This window comes from Flagellimonas aquimarina (assembly GCF_003149745.1).
Classification (GTDB): Bacteria; Bacteroidota; Bacteroidia; order Flavobacteriales; family Flavobacteriaceae; genus Flagellimonas; species Flagellimonas aquimarina.
The window spans coordinates 213,883-236,336 of the sequence record NZ_QGEG01000001.1 but is presented as its reverse complement, the minus strand read 5'-3'; the positions used below and the strand labels follow the sequence as shown (position 1 = coordinate 236,336).

22 protein-coding genes are annotated in these 22,454 nt (G+C 39.0%); 15 read left to right on the top strand and 7 right to left on the bottom strand.

The features are described from left to right. Positions 1 to 42: 42 nt before the first annotated feature. The 4 genes from DKG77_RS01090 (at position 43) to DKG77_RS01075 (ending at position 4,789) form a co-directional block, all read left to right on the top strand. On the top strand, positions 43 to 1,473 hold the full coding sequence (locus DKG77_RS01090; protein WP_109659375.1) for a sulfatase family protein: 1,431 nt from the start codon (positions 43 to 45) through the stop codon (positions 1,471 to 1,473). Then, positions 1,466 to 2,179 carry a tRNA1(Val) (adenine(37)-N6)-methyltransferase gene (locus DKG77_RS01085; RefSeq protein ID WP_109659374.1) on the top strand — a complete coding sequence of 238 codons (714 nt, stop codon included), beginning with the start codon at positions 1,466 to 1,468 and terminating at the stop codon, positions 2,177 to 2,179. The genes DKG77_RS01090 and DKG77_RS01085 overlap by 8 nt, the downstream gene beginning before the upstream one ends. Positions 2,180 to 2,235: 56 nt before the next feature. Continuing rightward, positions 2,236 to 3,414, top strand: a complete 1,179-nt coding sequence (locus DKG77_RS01080; protein ID WP_109659372.1) for an acyl-CoA dehydrogenase family protein — start codon at positions 2,236 to 2,238, stop codon at positions 3,412 to 3,414. Positions 3,415 to 3,511: 97 nt separating this feature from the next. Continuing rightward, a complete protein-coding gene (locus DKG77_RS01075; protein WP_109659370.1) occupies positions 3,512 to 4,789 on the top strand; it encodes an aminotransferase class V-fold PLP-dependent enzyme in 1,278 nt (425 codons plus the stop codon). 2 nt (positions 4,790 to 4,791) lie between these two features. On the opposite strand, the gene DKG77_RS01070 is transcribed toward DKG77_RS01075, so the two are convergent. The 6 genes from DKG77_RS01070 to hutH all read right to left on the bottom strand — a co-directional run bounded on the left by DKG77_RS01070 (position 4,792) and on the right by hutH (position 15,046). Beyond that, positions 4,792 to 7,791 (bottom strand): DNA polymerase III subunit alpha, encoded by a 3,000-nt coding sequence (locus DKG77_RS01070; protein WP_109659368.1) that lies wholly within the window; start codon positions 7,789 to 7,791, stop codon positions 4,792 to 4,794. A 3-nt stretch (positions 7,792 to 7,794) separates the two neighbouring features. Next, complete coding sequence (gene dinB / locus DKG77_RS01065) at positions 7,795 to 9,009, bottom strand: DNA polymerase IV (protein WP_109659366.1); 1,215 nt, start codon at positions 9,007 to 9,009, stop codon at positions 7,795 to 7,797. Positions 9,010 to 9,241: 232 nt separating this feature from the next. Further along, positions 9,242 to 10,207 carry a formimidoylglutamase gene (hutG, locus tag DKG77_RS01060; protein WP_109659365.1) on the bottom strand — a complete coding sequence of 322 codons (966 nt, stop codon included), beginning with the start codon at positions 10,205 to 10,207 and terminating at the stop codon, positions 9,242 to 9,244. Next, on the bottom strand, positions 10,207 to 12,243 hold the full coding sequence (locus DKG77_RS01055; protein ID WP_243414775.1) for a urocanate hydratase: 2,037 nt from the start codon (positions 12,241 to 12,243) through the stop codon (positions 10,207 to 10,209). The genes hutG and DKG77_RS01055 overlap by 1 nt, the downstream gene beginning before the upstream one ends. Beyond that, on the bottom strand, positions 12,230 to 13,465 hold the full coding sequence (gene hutI, locus DKG77_RS01050) for an imidazolonepropionase (protein WP_109659361.1): 1,236 nt from the start codon (positions 13,463 to 13,465) through the stop codon (positions 12,230 to 12,232). The genes DKG77_RS01055 and hutI overlap by 14 nt, the downstream gene beginning before the upstream one ends. Positions 13,466 to 13,468: 3 nt before the next feature. Further along, positions 13,469 to 15,046, bottom strand: coding sequence for a histidine ammonia-lyase (gene hutH, locus DKG77_RS01045; RefSeq protein ID WP_109659359.1), 1,578 nt, complete (start codon positions 15,044 to 15,046; stop codon positions 13,469 to 13,471). 79 nt (positions 15,047 to 15,125) lie between these two features. Here hutH and DKG77_RS01040 point away from each other — a divergent pair, with 79 nt between their 5' ends. Next, positions 15,126 to 16,013, top strand: a complete 888-nt coding sequence (locus DKG77_RS01040) for a LysR family transcriptional regulator (protein ID WP_109659358.1) — start codon at positions 15,126 to 15,128, stop codon at positions 16,011 to 16,013. A 48-nt stretch (positions 16,014 to 16,061) separates the two neighbouring features. Then, on the top strand, positions 16,062 to 16,616 hold the full coding sequence (locus DKG77_RS01035) for a nitroreductase family protein (RefSeq protein ID WP_109659355.1): 555 nt from the start codon (positions 16,062 to 16,064) through the stop codon (positions 16,614 to 16,616). On the opposite strand, the gene DKG77_RS01030 is transcribed toward DKG77_RS01035, so the two are convergent. Beyond that, positions 16,613 to 17,125 (bottom strand): DUF456 domain-containing protein, encoded by a 513-nt coding sequence (locus DKG77_RS01030; RefSeq protein WP_109659353.1) that lies wholly within the window; start codon positions 17,123 to 17,125, stop codon positions 16,613 to 16,615. The genes DKG77_RS01035 and DKG77_RS01030 overlap by 4 nt on opposite strands. A gap of 125 nt (positions 17,126 to 17,250) precedes the next feature. Between DKG77_RS01030 and DKG77_RS01025 the strand changes: the two genes are divergently transcribed. The 9 genes from DKG77_RS01025 (at position 17,251) to DKG77_RS00985 (ending at position 22,438) form a co-directional block, all read left to right on the top strand. Further along, positions 17,251 to 17,724 carry a hypothetical protein gene (locus DKG77_RS01025; protein WP_109659351.1) on the top strand — a complete coding sequence of 158 codons (474 nt, stop codon included), beginning with the start codon at positions 17,251 to 17,253 and terminating at the stop codon, positions 17,722 to 17,724. Positions 17,725 to 17,728: 4 nt separating this feature from the next. After that, on the top strand, positions 17,729 to 18,280 hold the full coding sequence (ruvC, locus tag DKG77_RS01020; protein WP_109659349.1) for a crossover junction endodeoxyribonuclease RuvC: 552 nt from the start codon (positions 17,729 to 17,731) through the stop codon (positions 18,278 to 18,280). 1 nt (position 18,281) lies between these two features. Continuing rightward, entirely contained in the window at positions 18,282 to 19,418 is a 1,137-nt protein-coding gene (gene hemW, locus DKG77_RS01015; RefSeq protein WP_109659347.1) for a radical SAM family heme chaperone HemW, read from the top strand. After that, on the top strand, positions 19,415 to 20,161 hold the full coding sequence (locus DKG77_RS01010; protein WP_109659345.1) for a cyclase family protein: 747 nt from the start codon (positions 19,415 to 19,417) through the stop codon (positions 20,159 to 20,161). Before hemW ends, DKG77_RS01010 begins: the two co-directional genes overlap by 4 nt. 1 nt (position 20,162) lies before the next feature. Further along, complete coding sequence (locus tag DKG77_RS01005; protein ID WP_109659343.1) at positions 20,163 to 20,525, top strand: DUF4260 domain-containing protein; 363 nt, start codon at positions 20,163 to 20,165, stop codon at positions 20,523 to 20,525. Continuing rightward, on the top strand, positions 20,518 to 21,141 hold the full coding sequence (locus tag DKG77_RS01000) for a DUF4230 domain-containing protein (RefSeq protein WP_109659341.1): 624 nt from the start codon (positions 20,518 to 20,520) through the stop codon (positions 21,139 to 21,141). Before DKG77_RS01005 ends, DKG77_RS01000 begins: the two co-directional genes overlap by 8 nt. Before the next feature lie 6 nt (positions 21,142 to 21,147). Next, entirely contained in the window at positions 21,148 to 21,546 is a 399-nt protein-coding gene (locus tag DKG77_RS00995; protein WP_109659340.1) for a Dabb family protein, read from the top strand. Position 21,547: 1 nt separating this feature from the next. Then, on the top strand, positions 21,548 to 21,904 hold the full coding sequence (locus DKG77_RS00990) for an MmcQ/YjbR family DNA-binding protein (RefSeq protein WP_109661357.1): 357 nt from the start codon (positions 21,548 to 21,550) through the stop codon (positions 21,902 to 21,904). Positions 21,905 to 22,039: 135 nt separating this feature from the next. Next, entirely contained in the window at positions 22,040 to 22,438 is a 399-nt protein-coding gene (locus tag DKG77_RS00985; protein WP_109659338.1) for a response regulator, read from the top strand. Positions 22,439 to 22,454: the final 16 nt, after the last annotated feature.

The window sequence follows — 22,454 nt, the reverse complement described above, 5'->3', positions numbered from 1 at the left end:
GATTTAGCACTATATTTAGATTCATGTTTGAATTTCAAAATTATGTATCGCTCTTGCCTCATTGCCCTGATTTTTTGCTTTGTTTCATGTGGAAATAAAAAGGAAGAAACCAAAAAACCTGAAGGTCCACCAAACGTTGTATTGATTTTTACCGATGATCAGGGATATCAAGATGTTGGCGTTTTTGGGTCACCCGATATAGAAACGCCCCATTTGGATCAAATGGCAGCCGAAGGGGTTAAATTGACCAGCTATTATTCGGCCCAGGCAGTTTGCTCAGCTTCAAGAGCAGGTATTTTAACAGGGTGCTATCCTAATCGCATTGGCATCCACAATGCTTTGGGTCCTGACAATACCCATGGGATAAACGACTCTGAAACCACTTTGGCAGAGATGTTGAAAGACAAAGGATATGCCACTGGAATTTTTGGAAAATGGCATTTGGGACACCATCAAAAGTTTTTGCCCACCAATCATGGGTTCGATGAATGGTTTGGCATTCCCTATTCCAATGATATGTGGCCGTACCATCCGCAACAGGGCCCAATTTTTAGCTTTCCAGATTTGCCATTATATCAAAATGAAACCGTTATTGACACCTTGACGGAACAATCACAATTGACCACTCAAATAACGGAGCATAGTGTAGATTTTATCAAAAGAAACAAGGACAACCCCTTCTTTTTATACGTGCCTCACCCACAGCCACATGTTCCTTTGTTTGTATCGGATAAGTTTAAAGGAAAATCAAAAAGAGGATTGTATGGAGATGTGATTATGGAAATTGATTGGTCTGTTGGACAGATTTTAAAGACTCTTAAAGACAATGGGCTTGAAGAAAATACCATTGTTATTTTTACTTCGGACAATGGCCCTTGGCTATCCTACGGAAACCATGCAGGCAGTGCAGAGCCGCTTAGAGAAGGAAAAGGAACTGCATGGGAAGGTGGTCAAAGAGAACCTTTTATCATGAAATACCCTGCCAAACTTAAAGCAGGACAAAAAATAGATATTCCTGTAATGGCTATAGATATTTTACCGACCATTGCTGAGCTTACTGGCGCTAAATTACCAGAGCAAATTATTGATGGTAAAAGTGCTTGGAGTGTTTTATCTGGAGAGAATAAAGAGCCTGTGCAAGAGGCCTATTTCTTTTATTACCGTGTGAATGAAATGTTTGGTGTACGCTATGGAAACTGGAAACTGTACTTTCCTCATCGTTATCGTACTATGGATGGTCAAGAACCGGGAAAGGATGGAACACCTGGAGAATATAAGATGATAGATATGGAGGAAATTGAGTTGTACAATATGGAAAATGATATTAGTGAGACTGAAAATGTGGCATCTGAAAATCCAGAAGTAGTTTCCAAGATCAAATATTTGGCCAACAATATGAGGTCAAGACTCGGAGATTCTTTGTATGAACTAGAAGGGTCCGAAACTAGAGAGCCTGGCAGAATTGATGAATAGTCCATTTAAGTTTAAGCAGTTCGAGGTGCATCAAGATCGTTGCGCAATGAAAATTGGAACTGATGGGGTGTTGCTTGGGGCTTGGACATCATTAGAACCCCAACCCGATTCTATTTTGGACATAGGTGCGGGAACCGGTTTAATAGCATTGCAAATGGCTCAACGTTCCATAGCGGAAACGATTGATGCCATTGAGCTGGATGAAAATGCTTATGAACAGTGTGTGGAGAATTTTGAAACATCGCCTTGGTCAGATAGATTATTTTGCTATCATGCGGGGCTGGATGAATTCACGGATGAGATAGAAGACAATTATGATTTGATAGTTTCAAACCCACCATTTTATTCAGAAGAAGTTACAAGCGGAGATGCTTCTAGAGACAAAGCAAGACAGAACATTTCTTTGCCTTTTAATGAACTTTTGGAAGGAGTCTCAAAATTGCTTTCAAAAAAAGGTCTTTTTTCTGTTATCATTCCTTTCAAAGAGGAAGCGGAATTCATTAACCTAGCAAATGAGTTTGGTCTTTATATGGTTAGAGTAACCAGAGTTAAAGGAAATCCAAATGCAGACTTTAAAAGGAGCATGCTAGAGTTTAGTTTTTTTAAAGCGAAGCCTGAAATAGATGAATTGACTATTGAATTGGAACGTCAACAATACACAAAGGAGTATATTAGTTTGACCAAAGCATTTTATATAAAAATGTAACAATTCGAACTCGAATTGTTACATTTCATTATTACCTTTGACTAAAATCTTTTTGAATGAAGCCAGATTTATTTGAAGCCCCTGATTACTACAATCTTGATGATTTACTTTCTGAAGAACATAAATTAGTGCGCGATGCCGCCCGTCAATGGGTAAAACGAGATATTTCACCAATTATAGAGGAATATGCCCAAAAAGCGGAATTTCCAAAAGAAATCATTGGAGGATTGGCAGAGATTGGAGCTTTTGGCCCATATATTCCTGAAGAATACGGAGGCGCGGGCTTAGATCAAATCAGTTATGGGTTGATCATGCAAGAAATTGAAAGAGGGGATAGTGGGGTGCGTTCAACGGCCTCCGTTCAATCTTCTTTGGTGATGTACCCAATTTTTGCATATGGAACGGAAGAACAACGAAAAAAATATTTACCTAAACTAGCAACAGGAGAGTGGATGGGTTGCTTTGGGTTAACAGAACCAAATCATGGTTCCAACCCTAGCGGCATGGAAACTAAATACAAGGATATGGGTGACCATTTTCTATTGAATGGCGCCAAGTTGTGGATTTCCAATTCACCATTTGCAGACGTTGCGGTGGTGTGGGCTAAAAATGAAGAAGGAAGAATCCATGGACTCATTGTGGAACGTGGAATGGAAGGTTTCTCTACTCCAGAGACCCACAACAAATGGTCACTACGTGCTTCTGCCACAGGTGAACTTATCTTCGATAACGTGAAAGTGCCAAAAGAGAACCTATTGCCTGGCAAAAGTGGATTGGGAGCACCATTGGGTTGTTTGGATTCTGCCCGTTACGGAATTGCTTGGGGCGCTATTGGTGCTGCGATGGATTGTTATGATACGGCACTCAGGTACGCCAAGGAGCGCATCCAATTTGGAAAACCTATTGCTGCTACACAGTTGCAGCAAAAGAAATTGGCAGAGATGATCACCGAAATTACCAAGGCACAATTGTTAGCGTTCAGATTGGGACAGCTTAAAAATGAAGGTAGGGCAACTACTGCTCAAATATCTATGGCTAAACGTAACAATGTGGATATGGCCATCAAAATTGCACGCGAGGCAAGACAGGTTTTGGGTGGAATGGGTATTACTGGAGAGTACAGCATCATGCGTCATATGATGAATTTGGAAAGTGTAATTACCTATGAAGGAACACATGATATCCATTTATTGATTACAGGTGCTGATATTACCGGGTACCCTGCTTTTAAATAGAGCACCCGGATCATTTTATTTTCAGGATAAAGGACAGAGGTGAAATCCTTATATTAGATTGGTGCGAGTGTATTAATCAACGCCTTTAATAGATGAAATGAATCATAAAACCCGAAGAACTTTTTTAAAACGTCTGGGTCAAGGAGCAATAGGTTCCTTTGCATTACCTGTATTTGGAACTTCTCTTGCCGATCATTGGCATGCCGAAGGACTCACCCAAGTGGATGATACTTCTGAAGCGTATTGGGAATTGGTTAAGTCCCAGTTTGATATGGCCGAAGGACTCCAATATTTTAACAATGCCTCCTTAGGTGCTTCTTCTACCCATATTCGTCAAGCTACAATGGAATTCAGGAATTTATTGGATGGGTTTCCTTCCAAATATATGTGGGGAGGATGGCAAAAAGAAAAGGAAAAAGTTCGAGAGTCTGTTGCAAATCTTTTTTCGGTTGATGCAGAGGAAATTGCCTTGATTCACAATACGACCGAAGGAATGAATCTTATTGCACGGAGTTTTAACCTTCAACCAGGTGATGAAATTATTTTGGCCAACCATGAACACCCAAGCGGAACAATTCCTTGGGAAGTGTGGCAAGAAACGAAAGGCATAAAATTGGTTCGCCCGGAATTACCGATACTCCCCAAAAGTGTTTCAGAATTGACGGAGGTTTATAAAAAGGCGATAACCCCGAAGACCAAGATAATTTCCATGTGCCATATTGTAAATACCAATGGCATGCTATTGCCAGTGCGGGAAGTTTCCAAAATTGCACATGAAAAAGGTATTTTGGTAGCTGTGGATGGAGCGCAGTCCGCAGGTATGTTTAAGATAGATTTACATGAATTGGGGTGTGATTTTTATGCAGCTAGTTCCCATAAATGGCTGTTTTCTCCTAAAGGAGTAGGGGTGTTTTATGCTAAGAAGGGAAGTCAACATCATTTGAAACCTTTGATGGTCGCCCGTGGTCATACCGATGATAGCATCCGCCGTTTAGAGAATTATAATACTCGTAATCTGCCTGAGGTTTTAGGGCTGGGTGCCTCGGTAGATTTTCATAATACAGTAGGAGCTGAAGCAATACATAAGCGCAGTTATGAACTTAAGGCCTATTTTCGGTCTAAAATTGAGGGCAATGACCATTTTACTATCAAAACTCCGGTATTGGATGAACTTTCTAGTGCTATTCAAGTAGTGGAAATAAATGGAATTGACGTTAAGGATATCAAAGAAAAACTTTGGGACAATTATGGTATTGATTGTAGACCCATGACAAGTCATGACTTAAATGCGCTACGACTTTCCTTTGCAATTTACATTACTAAAAAGGACATTGATTACCTGGTCGATGCTTTGGAAGAACTGGCAAAAGGATAGTCTCAAGACTTATTCTTTAATAACTTCTTGCTTGTTTTCATATCCGCATAACGGGGGTCGGAGATATAATCTTGTTTTTGCATTTTAATGACTTCGATGCTCAAAAAACCAAATTCTTCTACCACTTTGCCGTAAAATCGATAAATGCCTTTTCCTCTAAAATGATACTTGGCAGCAACCGGAGGGAAAAGTACAGTATCAAACACTTCTCCATGCTGGTCTACCATTGTGGCAAAATGCATGCGCTTGCCGCTGTGGGTGCTGGTGTTTTTTACCGTTACCAAATACCCGTAAATATCGATATGTTTGTTTAGGTAGTGTTTTAAATCTTGTTGTCCATTGGTGTTTTTTAAAGGTTCTGCCAATAACTCAAAAGGACTGCATAGACTAAAGCCCAACAATTCCAACTGTTCAAAGGCAGTTTCAAGATTTGTGGTATGTAGTCTAGGAATTTGGAACTTTTGATGACGGGGAGGAAAAAGCTTGGGATGTTCCAAACGGTCATTTTTGGATAGCATTAAATGGGCTTTCCAAAGCAGCTCGTGCTTGTTGATTTCGGTAAATCTAAATGCATCAATACGAATAAGAATGGATAATTGTTCTATAGAAATAGTAACTCTATCAAGAAAATCTTCTAAAGAAACAAAGTTGCCATGTAGCATACGCTCTTTCATAATGCGCTCCATTACCCTATTTTCCAAATCTCTTAGATACATCATGCCTAGGTAGATATGTTTTTTATGGATTCTATTGGATGCTTCGCTATTATTGATGCAGGGAGGATGGATTGTTGCTCCCATCATACGGGCATCATGAATATAAAATTCAGAACGGTAAAAGCCACCTCCATTATTAAGTACGGCAACCATATATTCCAATGGAAAATATGCTCTAAGAAATAAACTTTGATAGCTTTCTACTGCATAAGAGGCGGAATGCCCTTTGGCAAAGGCATAGCCTGCAAAACTCGCTACTTGGTTCCAAATTTCAAAGATTAGCGTGTCCGCATAGCCTTTTATTCTACAGTTTGATATGAACTTGTCCTTAACTTTTTGAAATTCTTCACGTGAACGGAATTTTCCACTCATTCCCCTACGGAGTACGTCTGCCTCTCCTAAATCCAAATCGGCAAAATGGTGTGCTACTTTAATCACATCTTCTTGGTAGACCATTACACCATAAGTGTCAGGCATAATGTCCAACATTACAGGATGTGCTTTTTCCTCGGCTCTTCCTTTGTTTCGATGGCGTAATATATATTCTCGCATCATGCCACTCTTGGCCACTCCTGGTCTAATGATTGAACTTGCTGCCACGAGCCCCAAATAGTTATCAACCTCCAGTTTTCTTAAAAGCATTCGCATAGCGGGAGATTCCACATAAAAACATCCCATACATTGCGCTGTCTTAATAAGGTTATTTATAGTAACATCTGTCTTAAAACCTTTAATGTCATGGATGTCTATTTCCTTATGCTTTTCTGGCTGATTGTAAGAAATAATTTCCAAAGCTTCTTTTATCTTTCCCAATCCGCGTTGTCCCAAAATATCAAACTTATAAAGACCCACATCTTCTGCGATGACCATATCATATTGCGTAGTAGGAAATCCTTTTGGAGGCAAATTAGTGGCAGAAAACCAATGCAATGGTTTTTCGCTGATCAATATTCCACCAGCATGAATGCTTAGATAGTTGGGCTTTCCCTTTAACAAGGCACCATATTTAAGAACAAGCCTGGAAATATCATCCAATTGTGAAAGAGTATACCTGCCGGTGGATAGGAAATCGATTTCTTGTGCGGGAAGCCCAAAAACTTTACCCAATTCCCTAATTACCCCTCGTTCTTTAAAGGTGACATAAGTTCCTAAAAGCGCTACATGATCAAAACGTTCAAAAATGTACTGGGTCATGGCCGGTCTGTCTCTCCAAGAAAAATCTATATCAAAATCGGGAGGGTTAGCTCTGTATAGATTAATAAATCGTTCAAAATAAAGGTCAAGTTCCATAGGGTCTACATCAGTGATTCTAAGTAGGTAGGCTACAATACTATTGGCGCCACTTCCTCGTCCCACATAATAAAAACCCCTTCGGTTCGCCTCGGAAACAATGTCCCAATTGATTAAGAAATAAGAAACGAACCCCATTTTCTTAATGAGCTTTAATTCTTTGTTCAATCGGTTTTTGATAGAATTCTCAATTACCTTATATCGATACGGAAGTCCTTCATGGCATAGTTTTTCAATGAGGTTTTCATCTTCTTCCACACTACCTGTATAGCTTTGGAGGTTTTGGGGTTTTCGTCCTTTTGAAAAGTCAAAATGAATACTGCATTTCTGGAGAAGTTTTTCAGTGTTCTCCAGAATAAAACTGTATTCTGAAAAAGCAGTTGCCAGGTTTTGTATGGGAAACATTTTCTCATCCTCATTTGCTTCTTGCTCTTTTGGGAGTTTGCTCAGAAGCACATTGTTGTCAATGGCACGTAACAATCGGTGTGCATTAAAATCACTTTTATTTCGGAAAGTAACAGCTTGTTGTACTACTAATTTGTTTTTAAGTTTTATCAATCCAGAGAATGGCAATCTTCTCAAGTCATGGATAGAGATTCCTATAAATTCGTGTTCTAAAAAATCTTGCATGTCATTTAATAATGCCTGCTCAAATGGATAGATAACAAATGCATCCTTGAATCTTGGGGCTCGTTGAGGAATTTCCAGTTCTTCATGAATATGCTGGGATAAAAAATTGTTTAGTTCTAAGTAGCCTTCATTGTTCTTTGCAATTCCTATAAAGCAAGACTGTACTCCATTTCTAAAATCAATACCTAAAATAGGTCTTACTCCATATTCTGGGGCTTTTCTAACAAAATTGAGACAAGCAGAGGTATTGTTGATATCCGTTAAGGCCAATTGGGTCACCTGGTTTTGTTGGGCGAGTTCTAATAACTCCAGCTCGGAAAATGTTCCATAGCGCATGCTAAAATAGGTATGGCAGTTGAGGTACATGTTTTATTGTTTTCTATGGGCCAAAACCACGGGAGGCTGGCCGTTAAATGGATTGTGCATTCTTCCTATTGTCTTTGCTCCCATAGCTGATGCCCTGCAAATGCTTCGATCTCCAAACCTTTTTCTAACATAATCCATGGCCTGGTATAGATTCAATGCTTCTTCGGTATCTTCAAACAGATTGATTTGATAATTACCAGAGACTAAATGGCTGAAGCGAATCCCCACTAGACGGACCAGCATTCGTTTGCTGTAAAGCGTATTGAACAATTCCAGAATCTTTGGAATAAGAATATGATCTGCACTGGTGTAAGGAATGCGTAGCTGTTTGGAATAGGTGTTAAAATCCGAATACCTTATTTTTACAGCGATACATGCGGTCAATTTATCTCCTCTACGCAATTGGTATGCTAGATTTTCTGTCATGGCAATCAAAATCCCTTTTAGTTTGATTACATCAATAGTGTCACGGTCAAAGGTGCGTTCGGTAGAAATGGACTTTCGATCACAAAAGGGAATTACGGGTGTGTTGTCCATGCCGTTTGCCCGTTTCCATATAACTTTTCCGTTAACCCCTAAGACTCGGTGCATAATATCCATGGGCATTTCTTGTACGGTTTTCACTTGCCGTATGCCCAAGTTTCTTAGCGTCTGATAGGTTTTATCACCTACCATGGGAATTTTTTTTATGGATAATGGCGCTAGAAAAGGTTTTTCAAGGCCGAGATCTATTTTAAGTTGGTTATTGGGTTTTGCTTCATTGGTGGCCACTTTGGAAACGACTTTGTTTACGGAAAGCCCAAACGAAATTGGCAACCCTGTTTCTTTAATGATCTTTTGCCGCATTTGTGATGCATATTTATATGAGCCAAAAAAGCGGTCCATGCCAGAGAGATCTGCATAGAATTCATCGATGCTTGATTTCTCAAAAATGGGGACATGTTCTTTGATGATTTCTGTGACCACATCAGAATACTTGCTATATGTACCTGCGTTGCCACGTATTACCACTGCTTCAGGACATAATTCCTTTGCCATTTTCATGGGCATGCCCGAGTGCACTCCAAAACCTCTGGTTTCATAGCTACATGCTGCAACTACACCACGATCACTGGTGCCGCCTACCAACAAGGGGCGGTTTTTTAGTTCCGTATTAATAATACGTTCCACAGATACATAAAAAGTATCCAGGTCTAAATGTAGAATGGTCTTTTTCATCGTTCAGTTGAGAGGGACAGCTAATTTATGGAAATATTCCTAATAAATGGATTTATTCCATTAAAAGAAATGCATTCAATAGTATAGGCTATTTATCGAAAAATCATTTATATCTTTGCAGTGTTGTGTTGGATTTCAATCTACAATTAGATTGAAATCAGGTTGAAGCATCAAACGATGCTCACCAATGAAAGGCTTTCCATATGGAAGGCTTTTTTTGTTGGGATCAGTCTTAGTAGATGGTGTGTATGATATGGTGAAGTAACGATGCGGCCAGTTTTGCCGTCTGTCCATCAATATCAAATTTTGGATTCATCTCAGCAATGTCCAAACTGATTAGTTTTTCAGAAGCAATGATGGTTTTAAGGCATTCCAGAACAATTTGAGGCGTAAACCCCATAGGGGAGGGGGCACTTACCCCGGGTGCATACGCAGAGGAAAACCCATCTAAATCTATGGTCACATACACCTTGTCCACAGTTTTAATAAAAGCATTGATCCATGTATTGATCTCTTCTAAAAACTGTATTTGGAAGGTGTCAGAAAGTACATATGTAACATCCAAATCTTTTGCAGTTTGAAAAAGTATACGGTCATTGGCATCTTTCCGAATACCAAGGCATAGATAATTAAAGATGCTATTTTCTTTTTTGGACTCCGTTGCTATTTGATAGAATGGGGTTCCAGAATTGTTGCCATGTGTATTTTGGCGAAGGTCAAAATGCGCATCAAAATTTATAATGCCAATGGTTTGGGGACTCTTTTTTGAATCGAGATAGTTTTTGATTCCATGATAATGTCCGTAGGCCATATCGTGACCGCCACCCAAAACAATAGGGAATTGTTTTTTTTTCAAAAGTGTGGTAACAGCTTTAGAAAGTTCCTTTTGGGCAGTTTCCATATCTGCATCTTTGCAGACTACTGCACCTGCATCATGCAACAGTACGGTATTGGCAAGATGGTTGGGAAATTTTCCTAGACTGTTTTTAATGACTTCAGGGCCTTTTACTGCTCCAACCCTGCCTTGGTTCCGTTTTACTCCTTCGTCACAAGCATATCCTAACAGTGTAATTGATTTCTTTGCGGGTTCTGATATTTCACTCAAAGGAACACATCGTACTTTTTCGTGGAGGTACAAATATTTATTTGTGATCCTTCCATGCCAAATAGCTGAGTTTGGATTTGTGTAGTGTTTCATTATGCATCAAAAAGATGGTCCAATATGTCCGATTCCACCAGATGGGGCAAAGTTACTTTTAAATTGGGAGTTCGTTTCATTTCACGTTTTATGGCAAATAATGCCTCTTTGTTTCTGGCCCAACTTCTTCTGGAAATACCATTGTTTACATCATAGAACAGCATGCTTTTTAGTCTTCGGGACGCTTCTTCAGAGCCATCCAAGACCATTCCAAAGCCCCCATTGATGACCTCTCCCCAGCCTACACCGCCGCCATTGTGTATAGAAACCCAAGTAGCACCTCTAAAACTATCACCTATCACATTATGGATGGCCATATCCGCAGTGAATTTGCTGCCATCATAAATATTGCTGGTCTCCCTAAAGGGAGAATCGGTACCGCTGACATCATGATGGTCTCTGCCCAGCACTACCGGAGCAGTAATCTCCCCATTTGCTATGGCATTGTTAAAAGCCTCTGCGATTTTTGAACGTCCTTCGGCATCTGCGTACAGAATCCGTGCTTGGGAGCCCACTACCAATTGGTTCTGTTCAGCTTCACTAATCCATGTAATGTTGTCTTGCATTTGCTGCTGAATTTCTTCAGGGGCCTCAGCCTTAATTTGCTGCATTATTTTTAGGGCGATAGCATCTGTTTTTTGTAAATCCTTAGGATTCCCAGAAGTGCACACCCATCTAAAAGGGCCAAAACCATAATCAAAACACATTGGTCCCAAAATGTCCTGGACATAAGACGGATATCTGAAATCAATATTGTTTTTGGCCATTACATTGCCTCCAGCACGGGAAACTTCCAATAAAAAAGCATTTCCGTAGTCAAAAAAGTAAGTTCCTTTTGCTGTGTGTTTGTTGATGGCATTTATTTGTCTTCGTAAAGACTCCTGCACTTGTTTTTTAAATTCGGATGGGTTTTCAGCCATCATTTCATTGGCTTTTTCAAAGGAGAGGCCAACAGGATAATACCCACCAGCCCAAGGATTGTGCAAAGAGGTTTGATCAGAACCCAAATGTATAAAAATGCCTTCTTCATAAAATTGCTCCCAAACTTCCACGATGTTACCGACATAAGCTAAAGAGACTACTTCCTTTTTGTCAATAGCTTTCTTGGTTCTTTCAACAAGACCAGAGAGATCTGTCAATAGCTCATCCACCCAACCTTGTTGGTGCCTTTTTTTGGCGGCTTCTGGGTTTACTTCCGCGCAGACGGTAATACAGCCTGCAATATTGCCAGCTTTGGGTTGTGCACCGCTCATACCGCCCAGACCAGCGGTTAGAAACACCCTTCCATTTGGTGTTTCATCTTTTTTCAACACTTTTCTAAAAGCATTCATCACTGTTATAGCAGTCCCATGAACAATACCTTGTGGGCCAATATACATATAAGAACCTGCCGTCATTTGCCCGTATTGAGTAACTCCAAGCGCATTAAATTTTTCCCAATCGTCTGGTTTGGAGTAATTGGGAATCATCATGCCATTGGTAACTATTACTCTTGGTGCTTCTTTGGAGGATGGGAACAACCCCATGGGGTGCCCAGAGTATATATGCAGTGTTTGTTCCTCTGTCATCTCAGCTAAATACTTCATGGTCAACAAGTATTGCGCCCAGTTTTGAAATACCGCTCCGTTGCCGCCATAAGTAATGAGTTCTTCAGGATGTTGCGCTACAGCTGGATCAAGATTATTCTGGATCATCAACATAATGGCGGCAGCCTGTTTTGTTTTTGCCGGGTATTCTGAAATAGGTCTAGCATACATCTGATACTCTGGTTTAAACCGATGCATATAAATTCTCCCATAACTGATAAGTTCACTGGCAAACTCTTTGGCCAGTTCTGCATGCCAATCTTTTGGAAAGTACCGCAAGGCATTTTGAACAGCCAGTTTTTTCTCTTCTTTTGATAAAATATCTTTTCGTTTGGGAGCAGGGTTCCCAGTTTTAGGATACACTTTTTTTGAAGGGAAATTTTCAGGAATCCCTTTTAATATCTCTACTTGAAAATTTGTCAATGTTGAAGCCATACTAATCTCTTTCATAAATTTTCTCGCCTTTTTTCCATACCATATTGGGTTTTAACTGCCCTTGTTGATAGGTGATTTCTTGATAGTTATCTGTTGGAAAAACAGCAAAATCAGCAAGCTTGTTTGCTTCTATAGAGCCTCGGTCCGCTAAATTCAAAGCTGCGCTTGCCCTGAAAGTGATTCCAGCCAAAACTTCGGCATTTGAAAGTTTTTCAAAGGTTCCTAAAATACTTGCTTGGGTAAGCAAATGTCCCATAGGTGCTGAACCTGGATTGTGGTCACTGGCAATGGCCAATGCTCCCCCGGCATCTAAAATTTTACGGGCAGGGGTAAAGTCGCATCCTAGGCCCAAAGAAGCTCCAGGTAATGCAGTGGAAATAACGTTGCTGTTTGCCAGTAATCGAATTTCATTCTCGGTACTGGCTTCCAGGTGGTCTGCACTTATTGCATCAAACTGTGTGGCCACTTCGCTACCTCCCGTAGTAAATTGATCGGCATGCACCGTTATGTCAAACCCCATTGCTTTTGCTTTCTTAAAATAAGGAGCTATTTCTAATGCTGAAAATGCACTTTCCTCAATAAAAGCATCAATCCGATTGGTGAGACCTTCAGATTTTAAAATTGGGAATAGTTGTGATGCAATCTCTTCCAGATAATTTTTGTCACTGTTCCAATCTTTTGGTTTCATGTGAGCGGCCAAGCATGTTGCCACTAGGTCTGCTTTCGTTTTTTCACCAGCTTGTTTGATGGCCCTGAGCATTTTAAGTTCCTCATCAATAGAAAGCCCATAACCACTTTTAACCTCTATAGTAGTAGTACCACTTTCTAGATGGGTTTTACTCCTTGAAACAATGCTTTCAACCAGATTTTCTTGGGAAGCAGCACGAGTTTGCGTTACAGTATCCCAGATGCCACCTCCCGCTTTTGCAATTTCCAGATAGGTTTTGCCAGAATTCCTAAAGGCATAATCTCTGGCGCGAGAGCCACCAAAACAGATATGGGTATGGGCATCAATAAACCCTGGAAGACAAACATGTTTTCCTACAATGTAGTGGATATCGACCGCATCTGATTTTAAATCATCAAAAATGCCAATGGTCTTTATTCTTCCTTCGGAAATAAGAATGCCTCCATTTTCAATTAGAACCAATTGCTCATCAGACAAAGCTCCCTTAACCGGTAAACCTGACATGGGAAGCAATTGTGTAAATGGACCTATTAATAGTGGTTTGCTCATATGTTAGTATGTTTCAAATTCTTCAAGATATGGAGTGTTCCATTGAAGGTTTTTTGTTGCCATTGTTTGTTCCACTAGGGCAATAATTTCACCTTTTTGAACAGTTTCTATTCCTTTTTCAATATCATTGGCAAAAACACGATCGTTATCTGCGAAGGATACTTTGGTTCTTATGAATTTATGAATTTCATCTAATACCACGCCTGATTTTAAAGGTTTTCTGAATTCAAAAGCTTGGGCAGCGGTTAATAGTTCAATGGCCAATATTTTTTCTACGTTTTCAATAACCTGGAGGGCTTTTCTGCCACTTATGGATCCCATGCTCACATGATCTTCTTGTCCTAAGGATGTAGGGATACTATCTGCACTTGCCGGAAAACATAAACTTTTATTTTCACTGGCCAATGCTGCTGTGGTGTATTGCAAAATCATATAACCAGAGTTTATTCCAGTATCTTCCATCAATAATTTGGGCACTCCTGGACTATTCCCTTCTAGTGCCAAATAAATTCTTCGGTCCGAAATACTCCCTAATTCTGAAGCTGCCAGTGCAGCATAATCAAGAGCCATGGCCAAAGGCTGTCCGTGAAAATTACCACCGCTAATGGTAAGGTCATCATTGATGATTACCGGATTGTCAGTAACAGAATTTAGCTCCACTTCCAACAGTTCTTTTAAGTGCAGCCATGTATTTCTAGAGGCACCATGTACTTGGGGCATGCAACGAAGCGAGTAAGGATCTTGGACTCGTTCACAGTCGATATGGTCTTCCAAAATTTCGGAACCTTGGAGCAATGTTCGTATTCTTCCTGCCACATGTTGATTTCCTTTAAAAGGGCGAAGCGCATGTAGTTCTTGGTGGAAAGGTTTCATTGAACCTTGAAGTCCTTCCAGCATCATAGCCCCAATAATATCTGCATGCCTTAGGCAATATTGCAGTTTTTGCAGGACCAATATGCCGTGTGCAGCTATGAATTGTGTGCCATTAATAAGAGCCAGACCTTCTTTTGGTCCAAGCTCTAAAGGACCAAGTCCAGTTTTTTGAAATAACACTTTTGTTGTAATGGTTTCTCCTTTATAATTCACCTTGCCCAGTCCTATCAAAGGAAGAAACAAATGGGAGAGGGGAGCCAAATCACCAGAAGCTCCTACTGAACCTTGCGATGGAACCACTGGAATAGCATCATGCTCCAAATGCCAGAGCATTCTATTAATTGTGGAAATCGCGATACCCGAATATCCTTTGGCAAGGGCATGGATTTTTAAGATAAGCATTAGTTTGGCAAGTTCTTCGGATATGGGTTTTCCCACTCCAACACTATGGCTTTGCAGAATATTGGATTGAAGAATTTTAGTGTCCTCCTTAGAAATCTTGGTATTACATAAAGGTCCGAAGCCCGTATTTATGCCATAAACGGTGTCACCTTTGGCAACAATATTTTGAACGCGAAGGTTGCTTACCTCAATTTTCTTGAGATAATCTGCTGATATTATTCCTTTGACCGAACCTTTTGCAATGCCTAAGGCAATACTTGCGGTTAGGTGATGTTCACCAAAATGAAATGTTTTGGGTAGTTGCATAAACTTAAATTTGAGATATATAAAGGTACCATGTGTTATTAATAATTACCAATACTTATTTTTGTAATATTTAATAACTATGAATTATCAAATAGAATTAAGACACTTCGTTTATTTCTTGGCGGTAGCTGAGGAATTGCACTACCGTAAAGCAGCTGAAAAACTTTATATATCACAACCTGGGTTAAGTACGCAGATCAAGCAAATGGAAGGAATCCTTCAAACGCAACTGTTTATTAGAGATAAAAAGAAAGTTAGGTTGACACCGGCAGGAGAATTTCTAAAAGGAGAAGTAGAGTTTATACTAAACCATTTGGAACAGACCAAAAAACAATTAAAACTTATTGGTGAGGGACATCTAGGTGAAATTAGAATTGGGTTTTTGGGGTCTGCAATGCAGCATGTAATACCAAATTTACTGTTGGACTTAAAAGAAAAATTTCCTTTTATACACACGAGCCTTGAAGAACTCTCGAACAGGGCACAGATAAGTGCTATTCTAAGGGATAAACTGGATTTAGGTTTTGTACGATTGTCCAGAGTGCCGAAGGGATTAAAACTGAAACCTGTTTTTGAAGATACCTTTTCGTTGGTGTTGCCAGCGGACCATGTATTAAATGAGAAACAATTTAAAAGCATTGATCAAGTTGCAACGGATGATTTTATCCTTTTCTCACAGGATTATAGCCCGCAATATTATGATACGGTCTTGAGCATTTGTGAAGATGCCGGTTTTTCACCCAATGTTTCCCATAAGTCGGTGCATGCCCAAACTGTTTTTAAACTTGTTGAAAACAAATTGGGTATCGCCATAGTACCTACCGCATTGCAATATGGTTTTCAGATGAAGGTGAAGTTCATAGAATTAAAAAAAATAAAACAACGCGCCGTTTTATCTATGGTTTGGAAGGAAGACAATCGAAATCCAGCTTTACAAAATTGTATGGATTTGCTATTAAAACTATAACAAAAAAAGTTTTCCAAGACGTACCTTTGAAAAGCTTAAAAATTGATTATGACATTTGATCTCATCAAGAAAAGACGTAGCGTTTTTCCTGTTCAATACAATGACAAGCCCATCTCAAAAGAAATCATTGAGAAGTTGTTGGAAGCAGCCAACTGGGCACCTACTCATAAAAAGACCGAACCTTGGCGATTCAAGGTTTTAATGGGTGATAAAAAAAGGGCGCTAGGAAATTTTCTATCAGATAAATATCAAGAAGTGGACCCCAAGCCCAAACAAATAAAAATCAAAAAACTGCAAGATAATCCAGTTCGTTCAGGAGCGGTAATTGCCATTTGTATGCAACGTGACCCTAATGAGTGCATACCCGAGTGGGAAGAATTAGCGGCTACTGCAATGGCAGTGCAAAACATGTGGCTTTGCTGCACGGAAATAGGAATTGGATGTTATTGGAGCTCTCCTGGTTTGATAGAATATATGGATGAGTTTTTCAATCTTAAGGAAGGTGAGAAATGTCTTGGATTCCTGTATATGGGGTATTATGATAATCCGGTAGAACCATCAACAAGAACTCCCATTGAAGAAAAAACAGAGTGGTTGGATTAGTTAAAGGTGAACAACTCCGAACTGTATTCGATGGCTTTCCAAATAAAGATTCCAAAATAGATTACCCCTATCAAGAATTTCATAAATGTTCCAGTAAGAAAGCCTAAGAAGGAACCAAAAGCAGCTTTCAATGCGGTTTTTTGATCTGCTTTATTAATAAGCTCCCCGACCAAAGCACCTACAAAAGGCCAAATGATAATTCCGAATGGGCCTAGTATGGGAAAAAATATAGCGACCAATAACCCAACTACGGTTCCTAACATACCAGCTTTGCTACCGCCAAATTTTTTAGTGCCCATTGCTGGAATCACATAGTCCATTATTGTAATCAGTAGCGCAAAAAAGAGCGTTATACCCAACATCCACCAATCATCAGGAACAGCTTTGGTCAAATAAAGGAGTAATAATCCTACCCAGCTCACCGGTGGACCCGGTAATACAGGTAAAAAACTACCTAATATTCCAATTAACATTAAAAGAAACCCCAAAACAAGTAAAGCAATGTCCATTTTTTGGTTTTGACTATAAGACAAATATAGTGGCTATTTGTTACAGGATGAACTGGTATCTGGACAAAAAGAGTTAAAGAAATATGATCAAAAAATCGTAATTTCAGCCAAATATTTGGGGCTGTATGCGGAAGTTATTAGTGTTATGTTTTTTTGGTTTGCTCGCTTCTTGCGAACTGTTCATGTCCAAAGAAGATAAGACCCAAAAGATGGTCGACGAAGAGTTGTTGGCTATTGATTGGAACGATGTTGACAAATACCCGCTTTTTGAAGATTGTGATGAAATGGCAACCAAACAAGTGCAGCGAGACTGTTTTCAAAGTGAGATATTAAGTCATTTTTCACAAGCATTGGATAGCTTGGAATTTCAAGTTGATAATGATTTAAACGATACCATGTATGTTGATTTTTTAGTGGATGAACATGGTTTTATTTCCATTTTAAACCTTGAAGAGAATTCAAACATCCTTAAGGAGATAGAAGATTTCAATGCACAGATAACCGCTAGATTAAAGGATTTAACCGTGGCTCCTGCATTAAAAAGAGGCAATCCAGTAAGTTTACGTTTTAGACTCCCCATAGTGCTAAACACCAATTAAAGACTTGGCAACAGAAAAAATCATTTTAGGAATAGACCCAGGAACTACGGTTATGGGTTTTGGAATCATCAAGGTGGTCAACAAGCAAATGCACTTTGTTCAAATGAACGAATTGATGCTTAAAAAATACGATGACCCCTATACTAAACTCAAGCTAATTTTTGAACGAACCGTTGAGCTAATAGACACCTTTCATCCAGATGAGATAGCCATTGAAGCTCCATTTTATGGTAAAAATGTGCAGTCTATGCTTAAACTTGGCAGGGCACAGGGGGTGGCCATGGCCGCAGGACTTTCCAGACAGGTTCCCATTACGGAATACATGCCCAAAAAGATTAAAATGGCCATTACAGGTAACGGAAATGCAAGCAAGGAACAGGTGGCCAAAATGCTTCAAAGCATGTTGAAACTGAAAACGCTGCCTAAAAACTTGGATAGTACGGATGGACTTGCTGCTGCTGTCTGCCATTTTTATAACGAAGGCCGTGTTGAGGTTGGAAAGCACTACACCGGGTGGGAGGCCTTTGTAAAGCAGAACCCTAAAAAGGTAAAATAATATGGCAGGGATTTATATTCACGTGCCGTTTTGCAAACAAGCATGCCATTACTGCGATTTTCATTTTTCTACGCAACTGGGAAAGAAAGAAACTATGCTGCTGGCAATCAAAAAGGAAATTGAACTCAGAAAAGATGAGTTTAAACATAATACAGTAGAAACTGTATATTTTGGAGGCGGCACACCTTCTGTTTTAAGTACAGCCGAAATAGAAACTTTAATAACAGCCGTTCACAAAAATTACAAGGTTACTGAAAATCCTGAAATTACTTTAGAAGCTAATCCTGATGATTTAACGGATGATAAAATTGTTGAGCTATCAAAAAGCCTTGTTAATCGACTAAGTATTGGTGTTCAGTCTTTTTTTGATGAAGATTTAAAGTTGATGAACCGTGCGCATTCATCAGACGAAGCCTTGAAGTCATTGTCCATGGCGAGCCGTTACTTTGATAATATTTCAATCGATTTAATTTATGGGATTCCTGGTATGGATAACAAAAGATGGAAAGCAAATATTGAAAAAGCGCTTTCTTTTAAATTCCCCCATATCTCTAGCTATGCCTTGACGGTTGAACCAAAAACGGCATTAAAAAAGTTCATAGAAAAAGGAATGATGCCCAATGTAGATGACCAAAAGTCTCAAGAACAGTTTAACATATTGGTGGATGTTTTAGAGGAAAATGGTTATGTGAATTATGAGATTTCAAACTTTGGAAAGCAAGAGTATTTTTCAAAAAACAATACCGCCTATTGGCTAGGAAAAAAATACATAGGCATTGGTCCTTCTGCTCATTCTTTTGACGGACATAATAGGAGTTGGAACGTTAGGAACAACCCAAAGTATATAAAGGCTTTACAGGAAGAGATGCTGCCTATGGAGACGGAAAATTTATCGAAAAAAGATAGATACAACGAATATGTCATGACCGGATTGAGAACTATTTGGGGCGTCTCTCTGGAAAAAATTGAACGTGACTTTGGACAGAAGTACCTTGATTATTTAAATACCCAAGCTGAGAAATATTTGGATGGGCATCTACTTTTTGAGGATGATGGAAAATTGTTGGCAACCAAAAAGGGAAAATTTTTGGTTGATGGAATTGCATCGGACCTTTTTATCATTAATTTGGAATCATGATTGCCAGTATTAAATACAATTCCAAGAATTATAAAATTGATTTATCAAACCCTCTGGATATTTCAATCCCGCTTCAAGATGGGAGCAAGAATGTAAACGCATGGCACATTGATCCGCCAAAAATTAAACCACATAAAGATGGAGATTTCGTAGGGAAGGTGTCTCAAGGGGCCTCAACCAATTTTAATGACATCTGGTTCAATCCACATGCTCATGTGACGCATACAGAATGTCTGGGTCATATTACAGAAGGGTTTTACTCTGTAAATCAGGAATTAAAACAGTTCTTTTTTCTGGCGGAAGTAATAACTGTTGCACCTGAGAAGAAAGGAAAAGATTTTGTGATATCCGAAAAGCAACTAAAATATGCTTTAGGAAACAAAAAGAGAGAGGCTCTGGTCATTAGAACAATACCAAACCTTAAAAACAAATGCTCAATGCAATATTCCAATACCAATCCGCCATACCTGTTGGAGGAAGCAGCTCATTTTTTGGTTGCTAAAGGAATATCTCATTTGTTAATTGATCTTCCATCAGTAGATAAGGAAAAAGATGGGGGCACTCTTTTATCCCACAATGCCTTTTGGAATATGGGGGGTAGGCCAAGATCAAGTGCTACAATCACAGAATTTATATATGTGAAAAATGAAATAGAGGATGGCTGCTATTTTTTAAACCTTCATGTAGCGCCTTTCGAAAATGATGCCAGCCCAAGTAGGCCCATTTTGTATAAACCCTTTTAGTATGAAAATCATTTTGAAATTAGAAGAGTTCATGCTATTATTACTTGGTTTTTTCCTTTTTATGAGGATGGATTTACCGTGGTGGTGGTTTTTTGGATTATTGTTGATACCAGATATTGGAATGCTAGGGTATTTAGCAGGAAACAAAGTAGGGGCGTTTACCTATAATATATTACATCATAGGGGTATTGCTATTTTGCTATATTTAATTGGAATCAGTTATTTGAACCTGCAGATTTTTGAACTTGCGGGTATTATAATGTTTTCCCATGCGGCCATGGATAGACTTTTTGGATATGGTCTTAAATATGAAAAAGGTTTTAAGTTTACACATTTGGGAGAAATAGGAAAGAAAGATGGATAGCATTATAGAAGTTTTTTTGGGTCTTATTCTAGGGGCAATACTAATGTATTGGCTATTCTCCCTGTTTCGTAGAAAAAAGAATAAAGAACTTACCAAACAACAGTCCACGGTCTTATTGGACAAAATTCAAAGTGTGTGCAAATTGATTTCTGTAGAGGGAGATTTTGCAGAGATATATCACTATGAAAATACCAAAGAAGGTTTTATGAGTTTGCTAAGTAGCAAGAAAAAAGCGTTGATAGTGGTAAAGGCCAAAGCACATATTGGCTATGATTTAAAGAAGCTGAATTTAAAGGCTGATAATGAAAATAAACGAATACTACTTGCAGATTTTCCAGAACCAGAAATTTTGTCCATTGAACCTGACCTTCAGTTTTATGATATTAAAAATGGGCTCTTTAATAGCTTTTCACCAGATGATCTAACCAAACTGAATTTGGAGGCCAAAGAGCACATCAAACAAAAAATACCGGAAAGTGGTTTAATGGTCACTGCAAGGAAAGAAGCTTTGCAGGCCGTGTTTTTAGTTGAAAAAATTGTGGAAACCATAGGATGGACCCTAGATTACTCGGCATTGGAAATTACGAATAGAGAAAAAAACCTTTTAGAAGAATAAACAATTATGAAAACAGGAATTATAGCTTTATTGTTGGTTAGCGTGGCAGCAACCACCAGTTTTGCACAAACTAAAGATACTATGAAAACCTTTGATTCTGCTTTTGCGCATACCGTTTACTTTTGGTTTAAAAACCCTGAAAACAGTGCGGACAAAATGAAGTTTGAAACTTCGTTAAAAAAGTTTCTTAAAGACTCCAAATATGCTAAAACCAATTTTATAGGTACACCTCCAAAGGCTACAAGAGATGTTGTTGATGGATCATTTACCTATTCACTAATAGTAACGTTTGAATCTGCGGAAGCACAAGAAGGCTATCAAAAAGAAGAAGCTCACCTAACCTTTATCGAGGAGTGCAAGGACCTTTGGGAGAAGGTAATAGTATATGATTCCAACGGAATATAAAATGAACATTGAAGAACTAAGGAATTTTTGTATTGCCAAGAAAGGTGTTGCAGAGGAGTTCCCTTTTGATGAGCACACATTGGTGTTTAAAGTAATGGGAAAGATGTTTGCCCTACTGCCCTTGGAAAGAATACCCGCTCAATGCAATCTAAAGTGTGATCCAGAACGGGCAATAGAACTACGAGAGGAATATGACGGTGATATTACACCTGGTTATCATATGAGCAAAAAACATTGGAACACGCTGTTTTTAGAAAACCTTCCGCCAGGCTTGGTCCAAGAGCTTGTGAATCATTCGTATGATCTAGTGGTTTCTGGCCTAACCAAAAAATTGAAGGAACAGTTACACTCACTTTAGAAACCGTATAGTAAAAATTATTGATCTTTAACCGAAGGATTTCTACCATTCATCGATAGTTATTTCTTGTTTAACTAAATTGTAGTCTTTTTCTTAGTGCCTTTTAAGACTTTTGTATACTAAACCCAAAGTGTCATGAATGTTCTGTTTATAGAAGATGATATGATAGAAACTATGAAATTGCAACGAGCAACTTCTAAGTTTCAGTCCAAACACAAGATCACCGAAGCTAAAAATGGAGAGGAAGCCCTGGAATTCTTAAAGGGAGGAACTCTACCTGATATTATCCTTCTAGACCTTAATATGCCACGCATGAGTGGTATCGAATTCCTTTCTATTCTAAAAGCAGATGATAGACTTAAGTATCTGCCAATCATTATTTTGACCACATCAGAAAATCGTGTTGATTTATTAAAATGCTTTGAGGTTGGAATCGCTGGATACATCATAAAGCCTTTAAAATATGAGGATTACGAGTCTAAACTGAAAAAAGTTTTTGACTATTGGGAGATTAGCGAGCTGGTCAAAGCCTAACAAAATTCTTTATTTC